This is a genomic window from Oceanobacter sp. 3_MG-2023 (genome assembly GCF_030688925.1).
Taxonomy (GTDB): domain Bacteria; phylum Pseudomonadota; class Gammaproteobacteria; order Pseudomonadales; family Oceanobacteraceae; genus Oceanobacter.
In genome coordinates, this window is sequence record NZ_JAUYVX010000004.1 from 58,051 (window position 1) to 79,643 (window position 21,593).

At 45.3% G+C, this 21,593-nt stretch carries 19 protein-coding genes; 16 read left to right on the plus strand and 3 right to left on the minus strand.

The window, feature by feature from the left end:
- Position 1: 1 nt before the first annotated feature.
- The 14 genes from Q8W32_RS04940 to Q8W32_RS05000 all read left to right on the plus strand — a co-directional run bounded on the left by Q8W32_RS04940 (position 2) and on the right by Q8W32_RS05000 (position 18,085).
- Positions 2 to 1,297 (plus strand): oligosaccharide flippase family protein, encoded by a 1,296-nt coding sequence (locus Q8W32_RS04940; RefSeq protein WP_305413953.1) that lies wholly within the window; start codon positions 2 to 4, stop codon positions 1,295 to 1,297.
- 18 nt (positions 1,298 to 1,315) lie between these two features.
- On the plus strand, positions 1,316 to 2,113 hold the full coding sequence (locus tag Q8W32_RS04945) for a sulfotransferase family 2 domain-containing protein (RefSeq protein ID WP_303431810.1): 798 nt from the start codon (positions 1,316 to 1,318) through the stop codon (positions 2,111 to 2,113).
- A 135-nt stretch (positions 2,114 to 2,248) separates the two neighbouring features.
- On the plus strand, positions 2,249 to 3,280 hold the full coding sequence (locus Q8W32_RS04950; protein ID WP_303431811.1) for an acyltransferase: 1,032 nt from the start codon (positions 2,249 to 2,251) through the stop codon (positions 3,278 to 3,280).
- A 51-nt stretch (positions 3,281 to 3,331) separates the two neighbouring features.
- Positions 3,332 to 5,311 (plus strand): acyltransferase, encoded by a 1,980-nt coding sequence (locus tag Q8W32_RS04955; RefSeq protein ID WP_305413954.1) that lies wholly within the window; start codon positions 3,332 to 3,334, stop codon positions 5,309 to 5,311.
- A 329-nt stretch (positions 5,312 to 5,640) separates the two neighbouring features.
- Positions 5,641 to 7,080 (plus strand): mannose-1-phosphate guanylyltransferase/mannose-6-phosphate isomerase, encoded by a 1,440-nt coding sequence (locus Q8W32_RS04960; RefSeq protein ID WP_303431813.1) that lies wholly within the window; start codon positions 5,641 to 5,643, stop codon positions 7,078 to 7,080.
- Positions 7,081 to 7,150: 70 nt separating this feature from the next.
- Entirely contained in the window at positions 7,151 to 8,581 is a 1,431-nt protein-coding gene (locus tag Q8W32_RS04965) for a phosphomannomutase (protein WP_305413956.1), read from the plus strand.
- Positions 8,582 to 8,646: 65 nt separating this feature from the next.
- Complete coding sequence (locus tag Q8W32_RS04970) at positions 8,647 to 9,816, plus strand: nucleotide sugar dehydrogenase (protein ID WP_305413958.1); 1,170 nt, start codon at positions 8,647 to 8,649, stop codon at positions 9,814 to 9,816.
- Between the two features lie 125 nt (positions 9,817 to 9,941).
- Positions 9,942 to 10,496, plus strand: a complete 555-nt coding sequence (locus Q8W32_RS16575) for an MBL fold metallo-hydrolase (protein WP_370693670.1) — start codon at positions 9,942 to 9,944, stop codon at positions 10,494 to 10,496.
- Positions 10,474 to 11,037, plus strand: coding sequence for an MBL fold metallo-hydrolase RNA specificity domain-containing protein (locus tag Q8W32_RS16580; RefSeq protein WP_370693671.1), 564 nt, complete (start codon positions 10,474 to 10,476; stop codon positions 11,035 to 11,037). The genes Q8W32_RS16575 and Q8W32_RS16580 overlap by 23 nt, the downstream gene beginning before the upstream one ends.
- Before the next feature lie 406 nt (positions 11,038 to 11,443).
- Positions 11,444 to 12,847: an undecaprenyl-phosphate glucose phosphotransferase gene (locus Q8W32_RS04980; RefSeq protein ID WP_305414114.1), complete on the plus strand. Its 1,404-nt coding sequence runs from the start codon at positions 11,444 to 11,446 to the stop codon at positions 12,845 to 12,847.
- Between the two features lie 530 nt (positions 12,848 to 13,377).
- Positions 13,378 to 14,568 carry an outer membrane beta-barrel protein gene (locus tag Q8W32_RS04985; protein WP_305413959.1) on the plus strand — a complete coding sequence of 397 codons (1,191 nt, stop codon included), beginning with the start codon at positions 13,378 to 13,380 and terminating at the stop codon, positions 14,566 to 14,568.
- Positions 14,569 to 14,651: 83 nt separating this feature from the next.
- Positions 14,652 to 15,203 carry a polysaccharide biosynthesis/export family protein gene (locus Q8W32_RS04990; RefSeq protein WP_303431819.1) on the plus strand — a complete coding sequence of 184 codons (552 nt, stop codon included), beginning with the start codon at positions 14,652 to 14,654 and terminating at the stop codon, positions 15,201 to 15,203.
- A gap of 7 nt (positions 15,204 to 15,210) precedes the next feature.
- Positions 15,211 to 17,433 carry a polysaccharide biosynthesis tyrosine autokinase gene (locus tag Q8W32_RS04995; RefSeq protein WP_303431820.1) on the plus strand — a complete coding sequence of 741 codons (2,223 nt, stop codon included), beginning with the start codon at positions 15,211 to 15,213 and terminating at the stop codon, positions 17,431 to 17,433.
- Positions 17,396 to 18,085 (plus strand): hypothetical protein, encoded by a 690-nt coding sequence (locus tag Q8W32_RS05000; protein ID WP_305413961.1) that lies wholly within the window; start codon positions 17,396 to 17,398, stop codon positions 18,083 to 18,085. Before Q8W32_RS04995 ends, Q8W32_RS05000 begins: the two co-directional genes overlap by 38 nt.
- Positions 18,086 to 18,152: 67 nt before the next feature.
- Here the strand turns inward: Q8W32_RS05000 and fabA are convergent, their stop codons facing one another.
- Both fabA and Q8W32_RS05010 read right to left on the minus strand, forming a co-directional pair.
- Entirely contained in the window at positions 18,153 to 18,668 is a 516-nt protein-coding gene (fabA, locus tag Q8W32_RS05005; protein ID WP_303431822.1) for a 3-hydroxyacyl-[acyl-carrier-protein] dehydratase FabA, read from the minus strand.
- A gap of 195 nt (positions 18,669 to 18,863) precedes the next feature.
- Positions 18,864 to 19,982: a beta-ketoacyl-ACP synthase III gene (locus tag Q8W32_RS05010; RefSeq protein WP_305413963.1), complete on the minus strand. Its 1,119-nt coding sequence runs from the start codon at positions 19,980 to 19,982 to the stop codon at positions 18,864 to 18,866.
- Positions 19,983 to 20,146: 164 nt separating this feature from the next.
- On the opposite strand from Q8W32_RS05010, the gene Q8W32_RS05015 reads away from it, so the two are divergent.
- Positions 20,147 to 20,488 (plus strand): hypothetical protein, encoded by a 342-nt coding sequence (locus Q8W32_RS05015; protein ID WP_305413965.1) that lies wholly within the window; start codon positions 20,147 to 20,149, stop codon positions 20,486 to 20,488.
- Between the two features lie 40 nt (positions 20,489 to 20,528).
- Here the strand turns inward: Q8W32_RS05015 and yhbY are convergent, their stop codons facing one another.
- The gene (gene yhbY / locus Q8W32_RS05020; protein WP_305413967.1) at positions 20,529 to 20,846 is read right to left on the minus strand and encodes a ribosome assembly RNA-binding protein YhbY; all 318 of its coding nucleotides are present in this window, start codon (positions 20,844 to 20,846) and stop codon (positions 20,529 to 20,531) included.
- Positions 20,847 to 20,956: 110 nt separating this feature from the next.
- Between yhbY and rlmE the strand changes: the two genes are divergently transcribed.
- Complete coding sequence (rlmE, locus tag Q8W32_RS05025; protein ID WP_303431826.1) at positions 20,957 to 21,577, plus strand: 23S rRNA (uridine(2552)-2'-O)-methyltransferase RlmE; 621 nt, start codon at positions 20,957 to 20,959, stop codon at positions 21,575 to 21,577.
- Positions 21,578 to 21,593 lie beyond the last annotated feature (16 nt).

Consider the following 21,593-nt stretch of genomic DNA (forward strand, 5'->3'; position numbering starts at 1 on the left):
AATGAACAGGATTTTCCTCAATACTATAATCAATGGCGTTCTTAGGATTGCTTCTGTTGGAATTACTTTTTTAATAACAGCTTTTGCTACTCGGCTGATGACACCTATAGAAGCAGGAATGTTTCTTTTTGCTCTTAGTCTTGTTACCGTTGGGTCTTCATTTTTTAGAATGGGACTCGATAACGTTCTGGTTCGGTCGTTTGGGGCGGAAGGTATTACTAATGAAACAACTCTCCGTTTTGCTAGGGGGTCAATCTGGGTGGTTATTTTGGTGGGTATTGCCTGCTTGCTTGGCCTGTTGTTGTCTGAAACAGTAGCAATTAATGTGTATGGAGATCATGCTTTTACACCAATTCTTCGGTATGTATGCTTAACTCTGCCATTTCTTACTCTGGTATGTCTTTTTGGTTTTTCATTTCAAGGTATTCAGCGGTTTTTTATTGCCAATGTTCTGCAAAATTTGGGTGTTAGGTTGTTGTTTGTTGTTTTTGCACTGGTTGTTTATTTTGATAGAGGAACGATTGATGCAAAAGCTGCATTTGAGCTGTTTATGTTTTCTTCAATTATTTTTTCACTATTGGCTGTTTGGTTATGGTATCGCCAGAGTGCGATAGACAAAACTATCATATTTGATGTTTTTCGAAGGCCAAAAGAGAGCTTGTTTGATGGAGAGTTATGGAAGTCCAGTTCAAATCTTTGGGTTGCAGCAACTATGATTTTATTGGTTCAGTGGTCTGCTAATATAACCGCAGGTTTTTTTGTTGAGCCTGAACTGTTTGCATATTTATCTGCAGCACAAAGAACAGCAGGTCTGATTAGTTTTGTATTAATTGTAATTAATATGACAGTCGCTCCTAGATTTGCAAAGTTATGGAAGGCACAAAAAATAGAGGAGCTATCTAGCTTGGCTAGAAATTCTACGTTAGTAATGATTTTGGCTGCAATGCCTTTGTTTTTTTGTGCTATTTTCTTTTCAGACAAAGTGTTGCTGCTTTTTGGTCCTGAATATTCGGCGGGATCTCACTTGTTAATTATTATGGCTACTGGGCAGATGATTAATGTGGCTACCGGTTCTGTGGGGTATTTACTTAACATGAGTGGCCATGATAAAGATTTTCGTAGAATAACTTTGATTTCAGGCATTTCATCCATACTGATAGCAGTGGGAGCAACCTGGCAATGGGGTGTGGAGGGTGCGGCTTATGCAACTGCATTTGCAATAGCTATGCAAAATATAATGGCATTATTTATGGTTAAACGGCGACTTGGTTTTTTCCCATTGTTTGCTTGGCGATAACTTATTCAGGAGTTAAGTATGTTTGTTTCCGATAATATTATATTTCTGGAATTGCACAAAACGGCGTGCACTCATATTCGTGAAATTCTTATGGATGTCGTTGGTGGGAGTTTTATTGGTAAACATAATAAAGTACCACGAGCAATGATCGAAGAGAATGTTTCTTTTATTGGCTCTGTTAGAAATCCATTAGATTGGTATGTCTCTTTGTGGTCCTACGGCTGTGATGGAAAAGGTTCCGTCTATACTAATTCAACTAATGGTAATCGCTCAGTTATGGGCCTAGGCTGGAAGCAGGATGCCAAGGTTGCATTTAAGGAAGTTTGGCATCTGCGTAATAAAAATCAAAATGCTTGGGAGAGGGTATATTCCGATCGTAATAATAAGAAAAATTTCCGTGAATGGATTAGAATGATAAATGCTCCAGAATTTTATTATGATTTTGGAGAAGGATATGGAGTATCTGGTGCAGCAGAGCATATTGGATTATTGACATTTCGTTATCTGGATTTATTTTGTACTGCTAAAAATGAACGAGTCCCTCCATTTTTAAATCTTGCCGAAGTGGCAGATTTTGAACAGAAAAAATGTCTGATTAGAAATTTTGTCAGAAATGAGTCACTGGAAAAGGATTTATTGCAAGCTTTGGATGATTTGAATGTTGTGATAAAAGAAGAACAAAGGGAAAAAATTATTCAGAGGCCTAAGAGTAATACGTCAAAGCGAAGTGCAAACTATATTGACTATTATGATAAAGACACTATTGACTTGGTCAGAGATAGAGAGTCTTTGATTTTTGATAAGTTTGGCTATTAATCGATGAAATATTTCTTGTGTGTGGCTTCTGTTAAAATAAAAAATCAAGTTTTTCTTTTTAAGGCTTTCTAGAATTCGTGTGTTTTTTAAGAGTCTAAAGTAAAATCTATACGAATGTAGAGGATTATTGAAAATATGACGACAGAAAGAGATATATGGGTAGACTATGCCAAAGCTATTGGGATTTTGCTGATGGTTTTTGGGCATGCTGTACGCGGACTGGATAGTGCGGGTATAGCTATGCCTGAGTTTTATATGAATACTCTGGATTCGATTATATATAGTTTTCATATGCCGCTTTTTTTCTTTTTGTCTGGTATTTATATGGTTCATGTTTTTGATAAAAGAGGAGTTGGTAAATTTTTTGGAAATAAAATAGATACAATTTTATATCCTTATGTTTTATGGTCGTTAGTGCAAGGAGCAATAGAGTATTTATTTTCTGGATATACTAATGGTAGTGTTGAGGCTTGGGATATTTTTTCTATATGGATTCCGAGAGCACAGTTTTGGTTTTTGTATGCTTTGTTTTTTATTTTTGCTCTGGTTGGGATTGTTTATTATATTGGGGGGCGGAAGTGCTTGTGGTGGTTGTTTTTTGTTTCTATGATTATGATGATTTTTTCTGATTGCTTTTTAGGTATGTGGGTGATTTCTTCATATGCAAATTATCTTGTTTATTTTATGATTGGAGTTATATTTTCTTTTTATTCTAGGACATTGATGAATCTTGTAGGCGGTAAAAATTTGTTTTTTCTCCCGATGCTTGGGATTCTTTTTTTAGTCATGCAATGGTACTTTCATGTCTATCTTGGCTTTACTTACCTTGATAGGGGGGGGTTGTCAATGATAATAGCTTTCATATCTATTGGGTTTGTGATCTCTTGCTCTGTCTTTTTGTCAAAGTTTGATATTCCTGTTTTGTTATATATAGGTTCGATGAGTATGGTTATCTATTTGCTACATATTTTTGCTACTAGCGGAATAAGAATCATATTGGCTGCGGCCTTTGGTATTGATGATTTTCATATTCATGTTATTGCAGCAATGATGTTTGGAGTAGTTCTTCCATTGGTGATGCTAAAAATGGCCATATTTTTTAATATTAATTTTATTTTGAAACCTCCTAAACGATTTTTATTTGAAAATTTATTTTCAAAAAAATAACTGATCATTAATCATGCGCAGAATAAGATATTTGAATAGAATGAGGCTAAAATGAAGTATAGACCGGAAATTGACGGTATTAGGGCATTGGCAATACTGCCTGTTATGTTATTCCATGCCGGCTTTAATTTGCTTCCTGGTGGCTATGTTGGTGTCGATGTTTTTTTTGTGATCAGTGGTTTTTTGATTACAACGATTTTAGTAAATGATATGGGTTCTGGTCGATATAGTCTGATTGATTTTTATGATCGCCGTATTCGACGAATATTTCCGGCATTGATTGTTGTTCTGATCGTGACAAGTTTGCTGGCAGCGTGGCTAATGCTACCATCTGATATGGATGCATATCTTAAAAGTCTAATGTTGACTGTTGGATTTTCATCCAATATTGGCTTTTGGATGGAAAGTGGTTATTTTGATTCTGACTCAGAATTAAAGCCATTGCTCCATACTTGGAGTTTAGCAGTAGAAGAGCAGTATTATGTTTTCTTTCCGCTAGTTTTACTTTTTATATTTCGGCTTTCTGGTAGAAAGTATTTGTCGGGTATTATATTGGTTGGTATTTTGGGTAGCTTGATATTTTCTCATTGGTTAATACAAAGAGCTCCATCAGCTACTTTTTTTCTACTTCCTGGAAGGGCTTGGGAATTACTGGCAGGGGCATATCTTGCAGTCAATATAGATAAAATACGAAATTTTCCTTGTAGAGTAGTAGCGCTGTTGCGATGGATTGGTGTTGTATTAGTAGTAGGAACTATGTTGATTTACAACAATCAAATCTTATTCCCTGGACTTGCGGCAATACCACCAGTGATTGGGACGGTACTCTTGATTGGCTGTGTTTCTTCAGCGGATATCATAGGAAAGTTACTATCCTCCCGTTTTATGGTCAGTGTTGGATTAATTAGTTACAGTTTATATCTCTGGCATCAGCCGGTTTTTGCTTTTGCACGATATTATTATAATGCAGAGCCACCAGTGCTAGTTATGTGTGAATTTTTCATTATTACCGTGGTTGCTGCTTACCTGAGCTGGAAGTATATTGAGTTGCCATTTCGGGACCGGAAAAGATTTTCAAGAAAATATGTGTTTTCTCGTTCTGCAGGTTTATCTGTTGGTGTTGTGGGGTTGGCAGGGCTGGCTCTTACTGTGCCCATGCACGAGAAGTTATGGAATAGAATGCATGATGAAGTACAAATAAAAACTTATAATCTTTATAAGGATATAACTGATTTAAAAATAAATCGTGATAATGAAGATTGTATTTTTAATGTATGGGAAATAAATGAATTGGTGGTAAATAGATTGAATGATTGTTATCAAAAATATGGGCCTGGAATTGCTATTTCAGGTGACAGTCATAGTGTTAATACTTTTGATATGTTTAAATCTGTTTATACAGGATATCCATTTGTTTTTGGAACAACCAAGGGTGGTTGTCGAGTCCAGGATATGGGTTCTGAATGTCCTTATCTGGAGTTTGTGAAGTTGATGGAAAGTGATCCGGATATTTTTGAAGTCGTTATTTTTGAACAAGCCGGATACCAATTGTTCAGACCAGAAGGTATGTTGCATGAACGTGCTGTCTTTAATAGGGTTCAAGCAGAAGGCAGCATGGGAATGCTTTCTATCGATTTCAATGCTATCGATTTGGTCCTCGATTACTTGGAGTTGTTTTCGGAAAAAACTAAAGTAGTGTGGTATGGGCCTAGAATAGAGCCACATTTTTCTATTAATTATATTGTCAACAAAGGGTGTGACTATTCATTTAAGTTACGAAGAGGTCAAGAAGAAAATTTTTTACGGCTTGAGCGAGAAATTAAAAATAAAATATATGAGAGAAAATCTATTTTATATCACTCTCAAATGGAAATATTTTCATTTGATCCAAAAAAAGATATAGTTAGTTGTGATTTTATATACTGGCGTGATGGTGATCACCTTACCCTCGAAGGCATTAAGAATTTCGGGGAACGAAGTTTGAGTGATGAGAAAACAGCACTATGGTTGGATGAATTGTTGTTGAGATAGTTTTTTAGGTGTGAATTACTTTTTAGGATGGCTTTTGTCGTTAGGAAATTGTCTTTCATTATAAGGAATTGACTGGCTGAGTTGTGATCAAATTTTGAGTTGGTTTTAATATATTGTGCTGAAATGAAGGTGTAGAGACAAGCGTTGGTTGTTCGTTAGTGTTTTATGCTAAAGCCTTATTTGGAGTTGCTATCGTGAGCTGTTCTATAGTCAATGATGGAAGGAGTTATGCTTTTAAATGAGTGTTGTTGAATTTTTTTGAATAGTCATATAATTTTGTGACAAAGACCAAAAATTAAATGTTAAATGACCGTACAAGGAATTTATTTATGATCCCCGTCATCATGGCCGGTGGCTCCGGCACTCGTTTGTGGCCTCTGTCTCGAACGGCCTACCCCAAGCAGTTTTTGAAGCTGAGTGGGCAATTAACCATGTTGCAGCAAACGGCGGCACGCCTGGATGGCTTGTCAAATCAGGATCCTGTGGTGATTTGTAATGAAGCGCACCGTTTTCTTGTGGCGGAACAAATGCTGTTGGGTGGTAAAAAGACATCAATTATTCTTGAACCTGTTGGCCGTAATACGGCACCAGCGATTGCATTGGCTGCATTGCAGGTGTTGAAAGATTTACCTGATGGTGAAGATGCGCCGGTACTACTAATTCTGGCTGCTGACCATGTGATTCAGGATATTGAAGCATTCCAGTCTGCGGCAGAGCAGCTGCTGCCGGCCGTAAAAGCAGGCCAGTTTGGTACTTTGGGTATTGTTCCCACTGAAGCGGCGACGGGATATGGTTATATTCAGGCGGGAGCGGAAGTTGACGGTGGTTGCCTGGCAGTACAGCAATTTGTTGAGAAGCCAGATGCAGCAACAGCGCAAGCATACTTGGATGCCGGAAATTATTTCTGGAACAGTGGCATGTTTATGGTGCGGGCCGATCGTTATCTGGAAGAACTGGAGCGCTTCCGTCCGGATATTCATGCTGCCTGTGTGAAAGCGATGTCAGCCACGGCAGAAGATATGGACTTTGTTCGGGTCGATGCTGAATCCTTTGCGGAATGCCCGGATGAGTCCATTGATTACGCCATTATGGAGCCACTGTCGGCTTTGGATGGCGATGAGGCTCAGGTTGTGGTTGCACCCTTGGATGCTGGCTGGAGCGATGTGGGTAGCTGGTCTGCTCTCTGGGATATTGCTGATAAATGCGAAAACGGTAATGCCACTCTGGGCAGCGGTGACGTTATTCTGGAAGATACCACCAACAGCTTTGTCTATAGCGGTGCTCGCCTGGTGACGACATTGGGCCTGGATGGTGTGGTTGTGGTCGATACACCGGATGCCTTGCTGGTTGCCAGTAAAGACAAGGTGCAAGAAGTCAAAAAAATTGTGGCTCAAATCAAGCAACAGGGGCGCTCTGAGTTCGAGCAGCACCGGGAAGTCTATCGCCCTTGGGGCAAATACGATTCCGTCGATAATGGCGAACGTTACCAGGTTAAATGTATTACGGTTAAGCCAGGTGCAAAATTATCGGTCCAAATGCATCATCATCGGGCTGAGCACTGGATTGTGGTATCTGGTACGGCAAAAGTAACCAATGGTGAAGAAACGTATCTGGTGACAGAAAACGAGTCCACTTATATTCCTATCGGTCAGGTACATGCACTGGAAAACCCCGGTGTGATCGAGCTTGAAATGATCGAAGTGCAGTCCGGATCGTATCTTGGAGAAGACGACATTGTACGTTTCAAAGACTTGTACGGCCGAGCCTGATAGGTGCCCTGATTTATCAGTCAGCTTTATAATGGAATATCAAAAACAGACAGAAAGGTGTGGGTAATCGATGTTGTTAACTTCCAATAATATCCTGGCGGCCAGTGGTATCCAGTTTGGCACCAGTGGCGCTCGTGGTCTGGTTGAACAATTTACTGATCCGGTGTGTGCCGCGTTTACACAGGCCTTTCTGCATGTAATGAAGCAGGAGTTTACTGTTGAGCGGGTAGCGCTGGGGATTGATCGCCGCCCCAGCAGTCCAGCAATGGCTGCTGCGTGTGCTGCAGCTGCCGTGAAGCTGGGTGTCGAAGTCGATTATTATGGCGTGTTACCTACGCCAGCGCTGGCTTTGCAAGCCATGCAGGATGGTGTTCCAGCTATTGTGATTACGGGTAGTCATATTCCTTTTGATCGTAATGGCATCAAGTTTTATCGCCCGGATGGTGAAATCACCAAGGTGGATGAGCAGGCTATTTTACAGGCTGAGGTTGAGATTCCATCGGTATTGCCATTGTTGCCAGACGAATCGGTTAAGGCGCGTCAATTGTATATGGAGCGTTATACACACTTGTTTGCGGCAGATTTGCTACAGGGCAAGCGTATTGGTTTATATGAGCATTCCGCCGCCGGTCGTGAGCTGAATGCGGATGTACTCAGACGTCTGGGGGCTGAGGTGATTTCTCTGGGGCGCACCGATACCTTTGTGCCTATCGATACCGAAGCTGTCTCTGAAGAAGATCAACAACAGGCGCTGGCCTGGTCGGCTGAATACAATCTGGATGCGATTTTCTCAACCGATGGTGACGGCGATCGCCCTTTGATCGCAGACGAGCATGGCCATTGGCTCAGAGGGGATATTCTTGGATTGTTGTGTGCTCGGGCATTGAATATCCAGGCGTTGGCGGTGCCAGTCAGTTGTAATACCGCGATTGAAAAAAGCGGTTCATTTGCTGAGGTAAAACGTACGCGTATTGGTTCGCCTTATGTGATTGAGGGGATGGCGGATTTGGCAAAGCAATTTGACCGGGTTGCGGGTTTTGAAGCCAACGGTGGGTTTTTATTACAAAGTGCCGTGGCTATGGAGAATTCAGTTATTGCTCCACTGCCCACTCGTGATGCGCTGTTGCCTGCACTGATGTTGCTGGCTGGTAGTGCATTGCAGGGCAAACCAGTCAGTGCGTTGTTGGCTGAATTACCCGAGCGCTTTACCGCCAGCGATCGCATCAAGGATGTACCAACCACTAGCAGTAAGGCACTAATTGCCGACTGGGCCAATAATCTTGATGCGATGCTGGAGTCATTGCATTTACCCGGTGAGGCGATAACGGTGGATACAACCGATGGCTTGCGGGTTACCTTGTCTTCTGGTGATATTGTGCATTTGCGGCCATCGGGTAATGCGCCAGAATTGCGTTGTTATGCCGAGGCAGATGATTATATAAAAGCGAAGACATTGGTTAATCAGTGTCTGGAGCGGGTACAACGGATCGTTAGTGGGTAGGTTGTACTCGTGTCGCTAACGCTTGTTGGCTTGATAATTTTATTTATTGTTTATGGATACATGTTATGAAAATCGCCATTGCAGGCACAGGTTATGTCGGGTTGTCCAATGCCATGTTGCTGGCCCAACACAATGAAGTTGTTGCTCTGGATGTGATTCCAGAGAAAGTCGAGATGTTGAACCGGAAGCAGTCTCCTATCGTGGATGCTGAGATTGAGCATTATCTGGCCGAAAAACCGCTGAACTTTCGTGCGACGCTAGATAAACAAGAAGCTTATGCCGATGCCTCTTATGTTGTGATTGCAACACCTACGGATTACGACACGGCAACCAACTACTTTAATACCTCTACGGTAGAGAGTGTGGTTCGGGATGTGATGGCGATCAATCCCACCGCTGTGATGGTGGTGAAATCGACGGTTCCAGTAGGCTTTACGAAGCGCTTGAAGCAGGAATTGAACTGCACCAATGTGATTTTTTCGCCAGAGTTTTTACGTGAAGGCAAGGCACTGTACGATAACCTGTATCCTTCACGGATTATTATTGGTGAGCGTTCTGAACGTGCCCAGGTGTTTGCCAAATTGCTGTCCGATGCTGCGATCAAGCAGGATATTGATGTACTGTTTACCGACTCAACTGAAGCGGAAGCCGTGAAGTTGTTTTCCAATACGTATCTGGCGATGCGTGTAGCGTATTTTAATGAGCTGGACAGTTACGCAGAAACCCATGGTCTGAACACCCGTCAAATTATCGAAGGGGTTGGCCTTGACCCTCGAATTGGATCTCACTACAACAACCCATCGTTTGGTTATGGTGGTTATTGTTTGCCGAAAGATACCAAGCAGTTGTTGGCCAATTTTGAAGAAGTACCAAGTAATCTGGTGAGAGCCATTGTGGATGCCAACAGAACTCGTAAAGATCATATTGCAGAAGCTATCTTGCGACGGAATCCCAAAGTAGTTGGTATTTATCGTTTGGTAATGAAGTCGGACTCAGACAACTTCAGAGCGTCGGCGATCCAGGGCATCATGAAGCGTATCAAGGCCAAGGGTGTTGAAGTTGTGGTTTATGAACCGGTGCTTCAAGAAGAGCATTTCTTCCACTCTCGGGTCATTCGTGACCTGGATGCGTTCAAGCAGACATGTGATGTGATTGTGGCGAATCGTTTGTCAGCGGATCTTGAAGGGGTTGAAGACAAGGTGTACACCCGGGATTTATTTGGTGGGGATGCTTGATCAGTAACCATTGGTTTTTATTAATATTGCAAAACTTGGCTAATGGACTAGCCAGCAGGACATCTGAATAAAAAAGATCGTACCGTTTGGGGTGATGTCCTTTTGGGTTGTCCCAAGGAGGGAGAATGTACCATCTTCAGCATCACGGTGCCGTGTCTGGTGTAACAGGCTCTTGTCACCGATTGACTGTCGACAGCGGGGAGTCGTTACTGGTCGACTGTGGCTTGTTTCAGGGAGCTGAGGCGACAGCATCCGGCGAGCCGGACAGTGAACAGGATCGTACGCGTATTGGTTTTGAGGTAGGCAGTGTCCGGGCATTACTGGTCACGCATTGTCATATTGATCACGTTGGGCGTATTCCTTATTTGCTGGCGGCTGGATTTGATGGGCCAATCTATGCAACTTCAGCGACCTGTGAATTGCTGCCGATGGTGATTGAAGATGCACTTAAAGTCGGGGTGACTCGTAATCGTTCGATTATCGATGGGGTAGTCGGTGCGCTGGCGTCGCAACTGGTACCGATGGATTATGATCACTGGTTTGATGTTGCGGGTTTTGAGCAGTCTTCAGCACCGGTGAAGGCCCGTTTTCGGGTGGCCGGGCATATCCTCGGGTCGGCATATATTGAGTTGGATATTGGTACTGAGAGCTTGGCTTGTGATCGCAAGCGAGTCGGCTGAATTTACACGTCAGTATCGCCGTTTGAGTCGCTTGTGGGATGCGGAGGCGCGAGGTCGTCATCCATTGTCATTTGAGCAATTATTAACGATCAATTCCCATGAAGAACATCTACAAACGGTAGACTACTTGCGGCGTACTGGCAGGCCAGCAATTGTAATTGCTGCCAGTGGCATGTGTGCTGGCGGGCGTATTGTGAATTACTTGAAAGCACTGCTGCCCGATAAACGCACAGATGTACTATTTGTAGGCTATCAGGCCAAAGGGACACCCGGGCGGGATATCCAGTACTGGGGGCCGGAGGGAGGGTACGTGGTTTTGGATGGAGATCGTGTAACCATTCGAGCCAATATTCAGACCTTGTCAGGGTACAGTGCCCACGCGGATCAGCCAGACTTGATCAACTTTGTCAGGCGGATGCGATATCCGTCGCTGGATATCCGGATTGTGCATGGCGACTCCGCTGCCAAGCAGGCACTGAAAAGCCGGTTACAGACGATGTTGCCTGATGCCCGAGTGGTTATAGCGGCAGTTGCGGGGTAACTCGTCTTTCAGGAGAGTGAGGATTTTTCTGGAGGATAATTTCCTGGGCTGTGGTCAGGCGCACGATGTGTGTGTCAGAAAATAGCTTCCGTCAGTGTTTTTGGGTGCTGCTACTGGACTGTCTGAGGAAGAATTGATGTTGTTGCTGTTTTAAAGTGATGGACACTTCACGGTGTAGTCAGGATAATTTTGCTAGCTGCACAGGGTGACGACTGTAAGATTGATGTTGTTTTTCCATGTGATGGCTGGAGTGGATTGGACGGGCCGTTAAAGATAGCAGCCTGGGTGTAGGTAGGTAAAAGCCCGGGTACGGAGAAGTAGGTAAGCAGTAAATCAGAAGTGGATGGATAGGCATGGTTATGGATGTGTTCAGATTGAGTCAAACAATGTTAATGAGAGACGTGTGATGACAGCTCAGGGAATGATTCGATCGTATCAAAATACTTATAGCGCTCTGTTTCGTTTATTGGATGTTGTGCTGATCCTGGGGCTGTTACCACTGTGTTTGTGGGCTTACAGCCAGCCCATGACCTCCGTGTATGTGTCGACTGGTTTGCTGGCAGCCGTGGCTTACTTGTTGATGGCTGAATCATTTGGGGTGTATCGGTCCTGGCGTGGCACTTCGGCTCTGCGTATTCTTTCTGTTGCAGGGGCGGTGTGGCTGATGGTTTGTGTCGGTTTGATGGCACTTGCCTTTTTTGCCAAGGTAACGGCTGATTATTCCCGAGTGGTGATGGGGGGCTGGATGTTGTCCAGCCTGCTGTTGTTGATGCTGTGGCGCTTGGGATTTGGTCGTTTCCTGGGGTATTTGCGAGCCAAGGGGGTTAACACCCGCCGAGCAGCCATCGTTGGTGTTAATGAATGTGCCCTGGCCATGCGCGAGCAATTGGAATCTATCCCTGAGCTGGGTTACGAGTTTGGTGGTTTCTTTGATGATCGCAGCAGTAATCGGGTACTGGAAGAGTATCCGGACATTCACTTGGAAGGCCGCATTAATGAATTGATCACCCGCACGCGTAATGGCGAGTTCGAGGTGATTTTTCTGGCGCTACCGCTCAAGGCTCAAGGTCGCATAGATGAAATTTTGCAGCATTGTGGGGATACCACCGCATCTGTTCATCTGATACCAGACTTTTTTACCTACAATCTGATTCATGCTCGCTTGAGTGAGGTGGGCAACATGCAGACTATCAGTGTTTACGATACCCCTATCTTTGGTTTTAACGACGTCCTGAAGCGCCTGTTTGACGTGACGTTTTCTCTTTGTGTACTGAGTATGATTGCTCTGCCTATGCTGATTATTGCTGCTGCGGTAAAGTACACCTCGCCCGGCCCTGTGATTTTCAAACAATACCGATACGGATTGGATGGTCGCAAGATTCAGGTGTGGAAATTCAGAAGCATGAGTGTGATGGAAAATTCCGATACCGTTGTTCAGGCTCGTAAAGGGGATGCACGGATTACCCGTGTTGGGGCATTTATACGCAAGACATCCTTGGATGAACTGCCGCAGTTTATCAATGTGTTGCAGGGACGTATGTCAGTGGTTGGGCCTCGCCCCCATGCAGTGGCTCATAATGAAGAGTATCGCAAGCTGATCCCCTATTACATGCTGCGTCACAAGGTGAAACCGGGGATCACTGGGTGGGCGCAGATTAACGGCTACCGGGGTGAAACAGACACGCTGGATAAAATGTCTGGCCGCGTGGATTATGACCTTGATTATATTAGAAACTGGTCACTGTGGATGGATGTCAAAATTGTGTTTTTGACCTTTTTCAAAGGATTCACAGGAAGTCATGTTCACTGATTCGACCCTTGGGATACTTTGATTTTATGCCAAGTATCATTATGCGATCGAAGTACAGGAGCGATTGGGTGTCAATGATGTTTGCCAGCATTGCTGCTTTTAAGTGTGACGTGTTTTTGACTGGAGTCACTCTCTTTCATATATTGTTCACATCCTGAATGTAGTATCGCGCCAGTGCCTGTTTTGTAAAAGCAATGGATAGTGAGTGAAGTTTTGTCGGGATTGGGTTGGTTTTTTCGAGAATTAATCATTGTACGCAACCTCTGAAGACAAGGTATGGTAGCTTGGTTTTGGTAAGGATGTTGTTGGAATTTTATGAACGACTGGGTTGTTTTGTTGCGTGATACCAGAGAATGGCCTGTTCTTGTGACGGCACTGGCAAGAGAATTGTCGATGAGTCGTGTTTTGGAGTGAATGGGAATTTGCTCGCTGTTAATTTCTGTAAGTAACGGTCATAATTGCCCGAATTTTGGACGCCAGAGACTCTGGCAGACGTAAAACTTATACAAGCCAGTTATGAGAGGATTGATATGAAAGCTTGGCAGCTACCTTTGTTTGCAATGGCGTCCGTGAGCACGACGGCATATGCAGTTCAACCAGATGGAATTATGCTTGGAAGTGGGGTGACATTGCTGCCTGGTGTGGAAGTATCCATCAGTGACGATAGCAACATCTACCTACAAGAAGATGATGAAACAGGCTCAACAATTACCACGATCCGACCTAATGTTGGCTTGGCGGCAGACTTGGGCGCTACTCAGCTGGCGGCTTATTATGAAGTGGAAAGTGCTTCCTACGATGCCGACTCCGATGATAATTACCTTGATCAGTTGCTGACTTTTGGAGGCGCAATCGAAATGACGTCCCGTCAGGAACTGGGATTGAATTTCTCTCTGAATAAAGGCCATGATCCACGTGGTTCTGGCTCATTGGAAGGGCAAACTGTAATTGACCCCAGTGTGTACAAGGATACAACGATCGATGGTTACTACACTTATGGTGCAGACAGCGCGTTTGCCAATGTAACTGTGTATGGGGCTATGTTTAACAAGGAATACTCCAATAACGCCTCAGCCACCGACGATTTGAACTATGACAAAACAACAATTGGCGCTGAGCTGGGGTTGAAAGTCAGCTCTGCAACACGGGTTTTATTTGAGTTACGTAATGCGACTCTGGCCTACGATACTGATACAGCTATCGAGGAAAAGGATGGTAGCATTATGACGCTGCTGGCCGGTGCCAGTTGGGATATTGCCGGTAAAACAACTGGTAATGTGAAAGTTGGTACCACAACTCGCGACTTTGATGGTGAGGATGTGGATAGTGATAGCCGCTTTGCTTGGGAGGCAGGTATTACTTGGTCTCCTAAAACGTATTCTGTACTGAATTTCACCACTAGTGAGTCAGCGAAAGAGACTACCGGGCCAGGCAACTACAATGCCAATCAATATACCAAGTTGAGTTGGGATCATACTTTTTCTCCCCGATGGGCTTTGAATGCCAAGTTATCTCTGAACAAGGATAACTTCGTAGTGGCCAGTGGTGATGATGAAGATCGTCAAGATACGACAACGGCTATGGGTGTGACAGGAATTTTCTCGCCAAATAAAATGCTGGATGTAACTGCTGGTTTGGAAAAAACGTCTCGAAGCTCCGATGCTTCTGGCCTTGATTATGAGCAGCAAGTCTTATCAGTGGGTCTTAACTTGGCATTCTGAGTTAACACCTCTTGAAGCTTGTAAATCATCGGTCAGTTTTATGGCCGGTGATTTTTTTGGTTAGTTGTTTACAGGATGTCCTAATGCTGCGGTTGCCCAGCCTGTTTGTTCTTGTTTTTCTCTCCTTCGCCACATTGGCGGACTCCAGTCAGTATCGTTTAGGTGCTGGTGATGTTATTCAAATCAGTGTGTATGATGAGCCAGACTTGAGTTTGAACGTGCGTATTGGCTTGTCTGGTGATATTTCTTTCCCGTTGTTGGGTGATGTGACCGTTGCTGGATTCAGCCCTAAAGAACTAGAGTTAAATCTGGTCAAGCGCTTGAAGGGTCCGTATTTACTGGATCCCAGTGTGACGGTGTCTATCGTAGAGTATCGGCCGTTTTATGTCACTGGCGAGGTAGCAAGGCCAGGGAATTATGCTTTTCACCCTGGGTTGACGGTTGATAAGGCTATTTCTATTGCGGGGGGATTCACTGAGCGTGCTTCCAAAGGCAAAATTTTTGTCATGCATGACCAAAGCCCTTATGAATCGGTGAGTGAAAAGCAACAGCAAAGTAAAAAGAAGAAGGCGTTAAAGCTTTACGATGTTGTTCAACCTGGCGATGTGATTACTGTGGAGCAGAGTTTCTTCTGATTGGTATATGAATATGAATGAAAGAACACTGGAGTTTGGTTCTTCAGTACCTCAATCAGTCGAAGTTATCGATTTGATGCATTATTGGCATGTGTTTCGTCGCCATTTGACCAAAATTATTGCTCTCAGTGTTGTGGCGACTGTTATTGCCGCTTTGGTGGTAATGTCGATGACGCCTGTGTATCGGGCTACCACTACATTATTGATTGAAGCAGAAGAAGCCAAAATTTTATCGATTGAAGAAGTATATGGCTTGAATGGTCAATCGTCCGAATATTTTCAGACCCAGTTTGAAATACTGAAGTCTCGGGAGTTGGCCAAGCGAGTGGCGCTTGAATTGAATTTGGTAGAAAACCCGGAATTTAATCCCTTTCACCCAGCGAATAGAAAATCTTTTTCTCTACGTGAATATATTGTCGGAGAAAGGGAACCTCCTACTGAAGCGGCTATTCTTGCTGTTACAGTTAATACCTTCTGGAAATCTGTGTCTATTGCGCCGTTAGCGAGAACCCAGTTGGTGAAAATATCAGTAGAAAGTCGTGATCCAAAGCTGGCGCAGGTAGCTTCAGATGCGATGGCGAATGCCTATATTCAGTCGCAAATGGAAGCTCGTATTGGCTTGACTCAGCAGGCGGCTGTTTGGTTGACAGAACGCTTGGGTGGTTTAAAGCAGCGACTGGAAGCCTCGGAGCAAAAGCTGCAGAATTATCGTGAAGCCAATAACCTGATTGATGTTGCTGGTGTGGATACCTTGGTGTCAAAACAGCTGGATGAAATTACTGAGCGGTTGGTGGATGCCAGTTCCAAGCGGCTGGAAGCGGAAACTGTTTATCAGCAACTGCAGTCGTTAAAAGATCGTAGTTATAACAGTTTGAGCAGTTTACCTGTGATTCTCAGTAACCCGTTGGTAGTCAATCTTCGGGGAAATGAAACCCAGGCTGAATTAAAAGTATCTGAGCTTTCCAAACGTTATGGTAACAAGCACCCCAAAATGATTGCCGCGCAATCGGATCTGGATGCTGTGCGTGAATCAGTAGCAACACAAATGCGACGGCTGGCTGCCGCTATTGAAACTGAATATGCTTCAGCTAAAACCAAAGAAGCAGCATTAGAGCAAGCCTTGGCGGACAAAATCGAGGATGTGCGGAATTTGAATCGCACAGAATTTGCCTTGAATGAATATACACGTGAAGTGAATGCCAACCGGACCATGTACGAGACATTTTTTAATCGTATACGTGAGACCACGGAAACCGGTGATTTGCAAACTGCCAATGCCCGTATTTCTGACCCGGCGGTATTGCCTAATGCACCGGTTAAGCCCAATAAAAAACTGGTGGTTGCCTTGGCGATGATAGTCAGTTTAATGTTTGGGGTTGGGTTGGCGTTTTTGCTGGATGCCTTGGATGCAACGCTCAAAAATGCTGAAGATGTTGACCGTAAGTTGGGTATGCCGTTATTGGGTATGCTGCCTATGATTGAGGCGTCAGTATTAAAAAAACTGGGGCTTGAGGAAGGGCGACTGGTACGGGCGTTCTCTGATGATGCCTTGCATGGTTTTTCGGAGTCGGTACGGACGTTGCGTACCAGTTTGACGCTGGCTGGCCTGGAGCATTCAGCCAAGGTGGTGCTGTTAACATCGTCGGTGCCTGGTGAAGGGAAAACGACCACTTCTGCCAACCTGGCTGAGGCTTATGGTCAGATGGAAAAAACCTTGCTGATCGATGCTGACATGCGCCGCCCCACTCTGGCGAAGAAATTGGGCTTGCCTCATAACAGTAAAGGTCTGTCGAATGCGGTGGCGTATCCGGATGCACTGGATGAATGTATTCATCACCTGGAAGATTTGAGTATTGATGTTATTCCGTCAGGACCGATTCCTCCAAACCCGCTGGAACTGCTAAGCTCTCGTAATTTTGAGCAATTACTGAACACCTTGCGTGGCCGTTATGATCGTATCATTATCGATACTGCGCCTATGCGCCTGGTCAGTGATGCATTGTATCTTTCAACGCTGGTTGATGGTGTGGTGTACGTTGTGAAAGCGGATGCGACCAAGGATAAATGGGTGAAAGGAAGTCTGAGCAAGCTGGACGATTCAAACGCTCGTATCTTTGGTGTGTTGCTGAATCAGTTGGATGTAAACAAGGAAGCTCGTTACAGTAGCTATGGCTACTATGCTGGTTATTACGATGCCTATGGTTACACCGCTGATGATAAACCGTCCTGATTCCAGGGCGGTTGCTACTGCGAACGCACCCGCATGGCTGGGTGTGTTCGGACGTTTCTTTTGGCTTTTAGCCCTTCCCGTTGTTGTTGCCTGCATTTATTTATCGTTTGTACATTCTCTTGTACTGATTGGGGAGCGTGCGGAGGTATCAGCCTCTGGAAGTAATGGCTGGCTCGATACTGCAGAGCAGCTGGATATCGTGGGTATTCCTGATATTTATGAGGCAAAAGGTTCTTTTTTGCATCGACAGGGAGTGCTGTTGAGTGATGAAGCACGTAGCGAGATGTTGATGCAGTCGGCGGCTTATTGGGATAGGGCCGCAGAAATCCGACCGGATTGGCCTTATTACCCCTTGTCTGCGTTATCCGCAGAAATTGCCTATAACGCTCCAGCAGAACGCATTCAGATGCGCTTGGATCAGCTGATGCACATAGCGCCAAATGAACGCGGCTTATACAGAAATCTGTTCCGGTACGCTTTTATTGCCTGGGAGAAATTGCGTGCTGACCAGCAACGCTGGATTATACGTCAGGTTCAATTACCTGGTGGTGATACGTTTAATCGGGCAATTAAAGCAGCCAGGAGTGTTAATCGAATGCCCTTGCTGTGTGCGACTTTGCCGTGGAGTGTTGCTAAGGATATCTGTTATTAGTAAGTAGTGCTGATGTGTGTTTGTCACCACGGCGTACCGTGGTGTGGAATCAGTCTTGTGGCGAGCCTCAGAAATTCTCTGTTGATGTGAATAGCCCAACACGCAGGTCTTTGGCGGTATAAATTTCGCGACCATCTACTTCCATGCTGGCATCCGCAATACCCATGACCAGTTTTTGCTCCATCACACGTTTGATACTGATGCGATAGGTCACTTTTTTGGCGGTTGGCAGTACTTGGCCACGAAATTTAACCTCACCGCTACCCAGTGCGCGTCCTCGGCCCGGGTTGCCACGCCATCCCAGATAAAATCCAACCAGCTGCCACATGGCGTCCAGGCCAAGGCAGCCAGGCATAACCGGGTCTGTTTCAAAATGACAGTCGAAAAACCACAGAGATGGGTCAATATCCAATTCGGCAACAATTTCACCTTTGCCATAATGTCCGCCTTCGTTGCTGATGTTGGTTATGCGGTCCATCATCAGCATGTTAGGCAATGGCAAACGGGCGTTCCCTTCACCAAAAAGTTGACCGTGACCGCAAGCTAAAAGGGCTTCGCGATCGTAAGAATGTTGGCGAGTCATGCACGCTTCCTCGTTGTTATGGCATGTTCTTCAAAGTGCCGGGTAAGATGACACAGCGTTTTGTTTAACGCTAATGAAGGTTACTTGAAATAAAGGAAATAATGACAATCAACTTCTTCTTGTGAAGACATGAGTCAATTCCTGTTAGTTGGTGTTTACATCTGCGCTGACGTGTTTTGGGTATGGGGTGTGGTGTCAGCATTTCTCAATCAACAGGCTGCCAATGGAGTAGCCTGCCCCGAAGGAGCAAATCAGCCCTTTGTCGCCCGGGTTAAAATCATCATGATGGCGGTGAAAAGCAATAACTGAACCGGCAGAGGCGGTATTGGCAAACTCATCCAGTACAATTGGAGCTTCATGTGGTTCCGGGAGTCGGCCGAGCAGCTTTTTGGCTGCAAACAGGTTCATATTGATATTGGCCTGGTGTAACCACATCCGTTTCAGTTCGCTGGCTTGCAGGTGATTGTGCGTCAGTTGGTTTTCAATCAGGTCGGTTACCAGTGGCAGCAATTCCTTGAATACCTTGCGACCTTCCTGTTTGAAGTAGGGTCGGCTCTCCGGCAGGGCATCCTGACAGTGGTCGGTGTAGTTGCCATCACAGCGAATGTTGTCGGAAAAAGATGTGAGTTGTTGGGTGTCGAGAATTTTGAAGCCGGATTTGGGGTGGGCCGCATCAGCCGGTTCGAGAACGGCGGCGGTGGCGACATCACCAAAAATAAAGTGGCTGTCACGTGAAGTCAGATCGACCTGAGGTGTTACAAATTCCGGGTTTACCAATAATGCACGTTTGGCAGTTCCTGCTTTGAGGGCGTTGTAAGCGCTAATCAGCCCAAAGGTAGCCGATGAGCAGGCAATGCCCATGTCGTAGGCGTAACCTGAGCAGCCAAGTCTGTGCTGGATTTCTACAGCGATGGAAGGGTAAGCGCGTTGGTGGTTTGTGCAGGCGACGATCAGCAGGTCGATATCAGCGGCTTGCAGCTTGGCGGCAGCCAAGGCATCGCGAGCGGCTGCCATACCCATAATAACAGCCTCTGGTGGTTCTCCTGGCTGGGTGGCTGTAAAGGTTGGCCGCATACGTGATGGGTCCAGCATCCCTTGTTTGTGCATGGTGTAACGATGTTGGATGCCGGAGGCTTTTTCAATAAAGGCGGCACTGGAGAGGGGAGCTTCGGTGGCTTGGCCTGCGGTAATGGCGTCGGCATTACGTTGGTTGTGCTGCTCTGCCCAGGTGTTATAAGCGCTTACCAACTCCTCGTTGCTGATGCTGTCATTAGGTGTGTACAGGCCGGTGCCTGTGATCAGGATATCTGTCATGTAGGATTACCTTGTTTTTATCTTATTATCGACAGATTGGATTTATATGCCAGATTTTCACGAATGTTTTTCCTCTGGCGTTTTTTGCTGTGATCGATCATGTGAGTACAAGGGAATTAATCCAGTCAGTCTGATGGGGGCTTCTTGTGGTTCGGGATTATTTGATGTTACTGCGGACAGTCTGGTTGGGTGGTCTCTGGATCTGTACCTGGTTGGTGCGGCCGCTGCTGGGACAGCAAGGGTATTTTCCACAGCATGGCTTGGTGGTAATGCATGGCATGATACTGGTGGGTATCGCTGTGGCGCTATTGATGATTGCTCTGGCTGTGTTTGATGGTGTTTTACACCCGCAATCAAGGATGACCCAGATACTGCTGGCTATGCTGCTGTTGTCATTGGCGTATTTTGGCCTGATGCCCTGGTGGAAGCTGCAGATGATGTTGATGCATGCCCTGTGTGTGCTGGGGGTTGTCTGGGTCATGATTGCACCCCGATCGGTGCTGTGAGCATTTGTCTCGGTCGGGGTGTGAAGTGGAGCCTTGATATTTACAGTTTGTGGTCGCCACGCTGCAGGTTGGACAAATTGATTTTGGCGCGTGGGTTACGGCGTAACAGCAAGGCGGTATTGCCGATTTGCTGTACCAGTATGGCTTTACTAAGCTTTAACAGCTCGGCGATTACTTCTTTTTTCAGCTCCCTGTCACCGACCGAAATCTTGATTTTGATCAGTTCATGGTCGTCCAGTGCCCGATTGAGTTCATCGAGTACGTTTTCGCTCAGGCCATTGCTGGCGACGGTAACAATCGGGTTCAGGTTGTGTCCAATAGCGCGATACGCTTTTTTTTGTTCGTTGGTGAGCGGCATTTGTTTGTCCGGCCCTCGGATGAGAGTGTTAAAATAGTTTGCCCCGGTAGCGGGGCCCCTGACAAGCAGGGCATGATGCAAGAGTATATCTGACCGGAAGGCAAACCCCTATGGCGCGATCGAAATCCAGTGCAGGCTGGTTAAAGGAACATGTGGATGATTTTTATGTCCAGAAAGCACAGCAGGATGGTTATCGAACCCGTGCCAGCTATAAACTGATAGAGCTGGATGAAAAAGACCAGCTGATTCGCCCCGGCATGACGGTGATCGATCTGGGATCGGCTCCGGGTGGTTGGTCACAGGTGGTGGTGCAGCGGGTGGGAGAGCGGGGTGTGGTGATTGCCTCTGATATTTTATCTATGGATGCGATAGCCGGTGTTGACTTTATTCAGGGCGATTTTACTGAAGAATCAGTATTTAATGTGTTGATGGAACGCATTGGCTCCAACCCGGTGAGCCTTGTAATTTCAGATATGGCCCCCAACATGAGTGGGGTAAGTTCGATTGATCAGCCCGGTGCGATGTATCTGGTTGAGCTGGCGCTGGATATGGCGCGGCAAGTGTTGAGCCGTGGCGGCAATTTTGTTGCCAAGGTATTTCAGGGAGAAGGGTATGATGATTACCTCAAAGATCTTCGTTCATCCTTTGACAAAGTGCTGATTCGCAAGCCCAAGGCATCCAGGCCACGGTCTCGGGAAGTCTATATTGTTGCGAAAGGTTTCCGTGGCTAGTAGATGCTTGCTAAGC

Coding starts and splice junctions, on each gene's coding strand:
- Q8W32_RS04940 (WP_305413953.1), top strand. CDS start 2: ATGAACAGGATTTTCCTCAATACTATAATCAATGGCGTTCTTAGGATT.
- Q8W32_RS04945 (WP_303431810.1), top strand. CDS start 1,316: ATGTTTGTTTCCGATAATATTATATTTCTGGAATTGCACAAAACGGCG.
- Q8W32_RS04950 (WP_303431811.1), top strand. CDS start 2,249: ATGACGACAGAAAGAGATATATGGGTAGACTATGCCAAAGCTATTGGG.
- Q8W32_RS04955 (WP_305413954.1), top strand. CDS start 3,332: ATGAAGTATAGACCGGAAATTGACGGTATTAGGGCATTGGCAATACTG.
- Q8W32_RS04960 (WP_303431813.1), top strand. CDS start 5,641: ATGATCCCCGTCATCATGGCCGGTGGCTCCGGCACTCGTTTGTGGCCT.
- Q8W32_RS04965 (WP_305413956.1), top strand. CDS start 7,151: ATGTTGTTAACTTCCAATAATATCCTGGCGGCCAGTGGTATCCAGTTT.
- Q8W32_RS04970 (WP_305413958.1), top strand. CDS start 8,647: ATGAAAATCGCCATTGCAGGCACAGGTTATGTCGGGTTGTCCAATGCC.
- Q8W32_RS16575 (WP_370693670.1), top strand. CDS start 9,942: ATGTACCATCTTCAGCATCACGGTGCCGTGTCTGGTGTAACAGGCTCT.
- Q8W32_RS04980 (WP_305414114.1), top strand. CDS start 11,444: ATGACAGCTCAGGGAATGATTCGATCGTATCAAAATACTTATAGCGCT.
- Q8W32_RS04985 (WP_305413959.1), top strand. CDS start 13,378: ATGAAAGCTTGGCAGCTACCTTTGTTTGCAATGGCGTCCGTGAGCACG.
- Q8W32_RS04990 (WP_303431819.1), top strand. CDS start 14,652: ATGCTGCGGTTGCCCAGCCTGTTTGTTCTTGTTTTTCTCTCCTTCGCC.
- Q8W32_RS04995 (WP_303431820.1), top strand. CDS start 15,211: ATGAATATGAATGAAAGAACACTGGAGTTTGGTTCTTCAGTACCTCAA.
- Q8W32_RS05000 (WP_305413961.1), top strand. CDS start 17,396: ATGCCTATGGTTACACCGCTGATGATAAACCGTCCTGATTCCAGGGCG.
- fabA (WP_303431822.1), bottom strand. CDS start 18,668: ATGACTCGCCAACATTCTTACGATCGCGAAGCCCTTTTAGCTTGCGGT.
- Q8W32_RS05010 (WP_305413963.1), bottom strand. CDS start 19,982: ATGACAGATATCCTGATCACAGGCACCGGCCTGTACACACCTAATGAC.
- Q8W32_RS05015 (WP_305413965.1), top strand. CDS start 20,147: ATGTTACTGCGGACAGTCTGGTTGGGTGGTCTCTGGATCTGTACCTGG.
- yhbY (WP_305413967.1), bottom strand. CDS start 20,846: ATGCCGCTCACCAACGAACAAAAAAAAGCGTATCGCGCTATTGGACAC.
- rlmE (WP_303431826.1), top strand. CDS start 20,957: ATGGCGCGATCGAAATCCAGTGCAGGCTGGTTAAAGGAACATGTGGAT.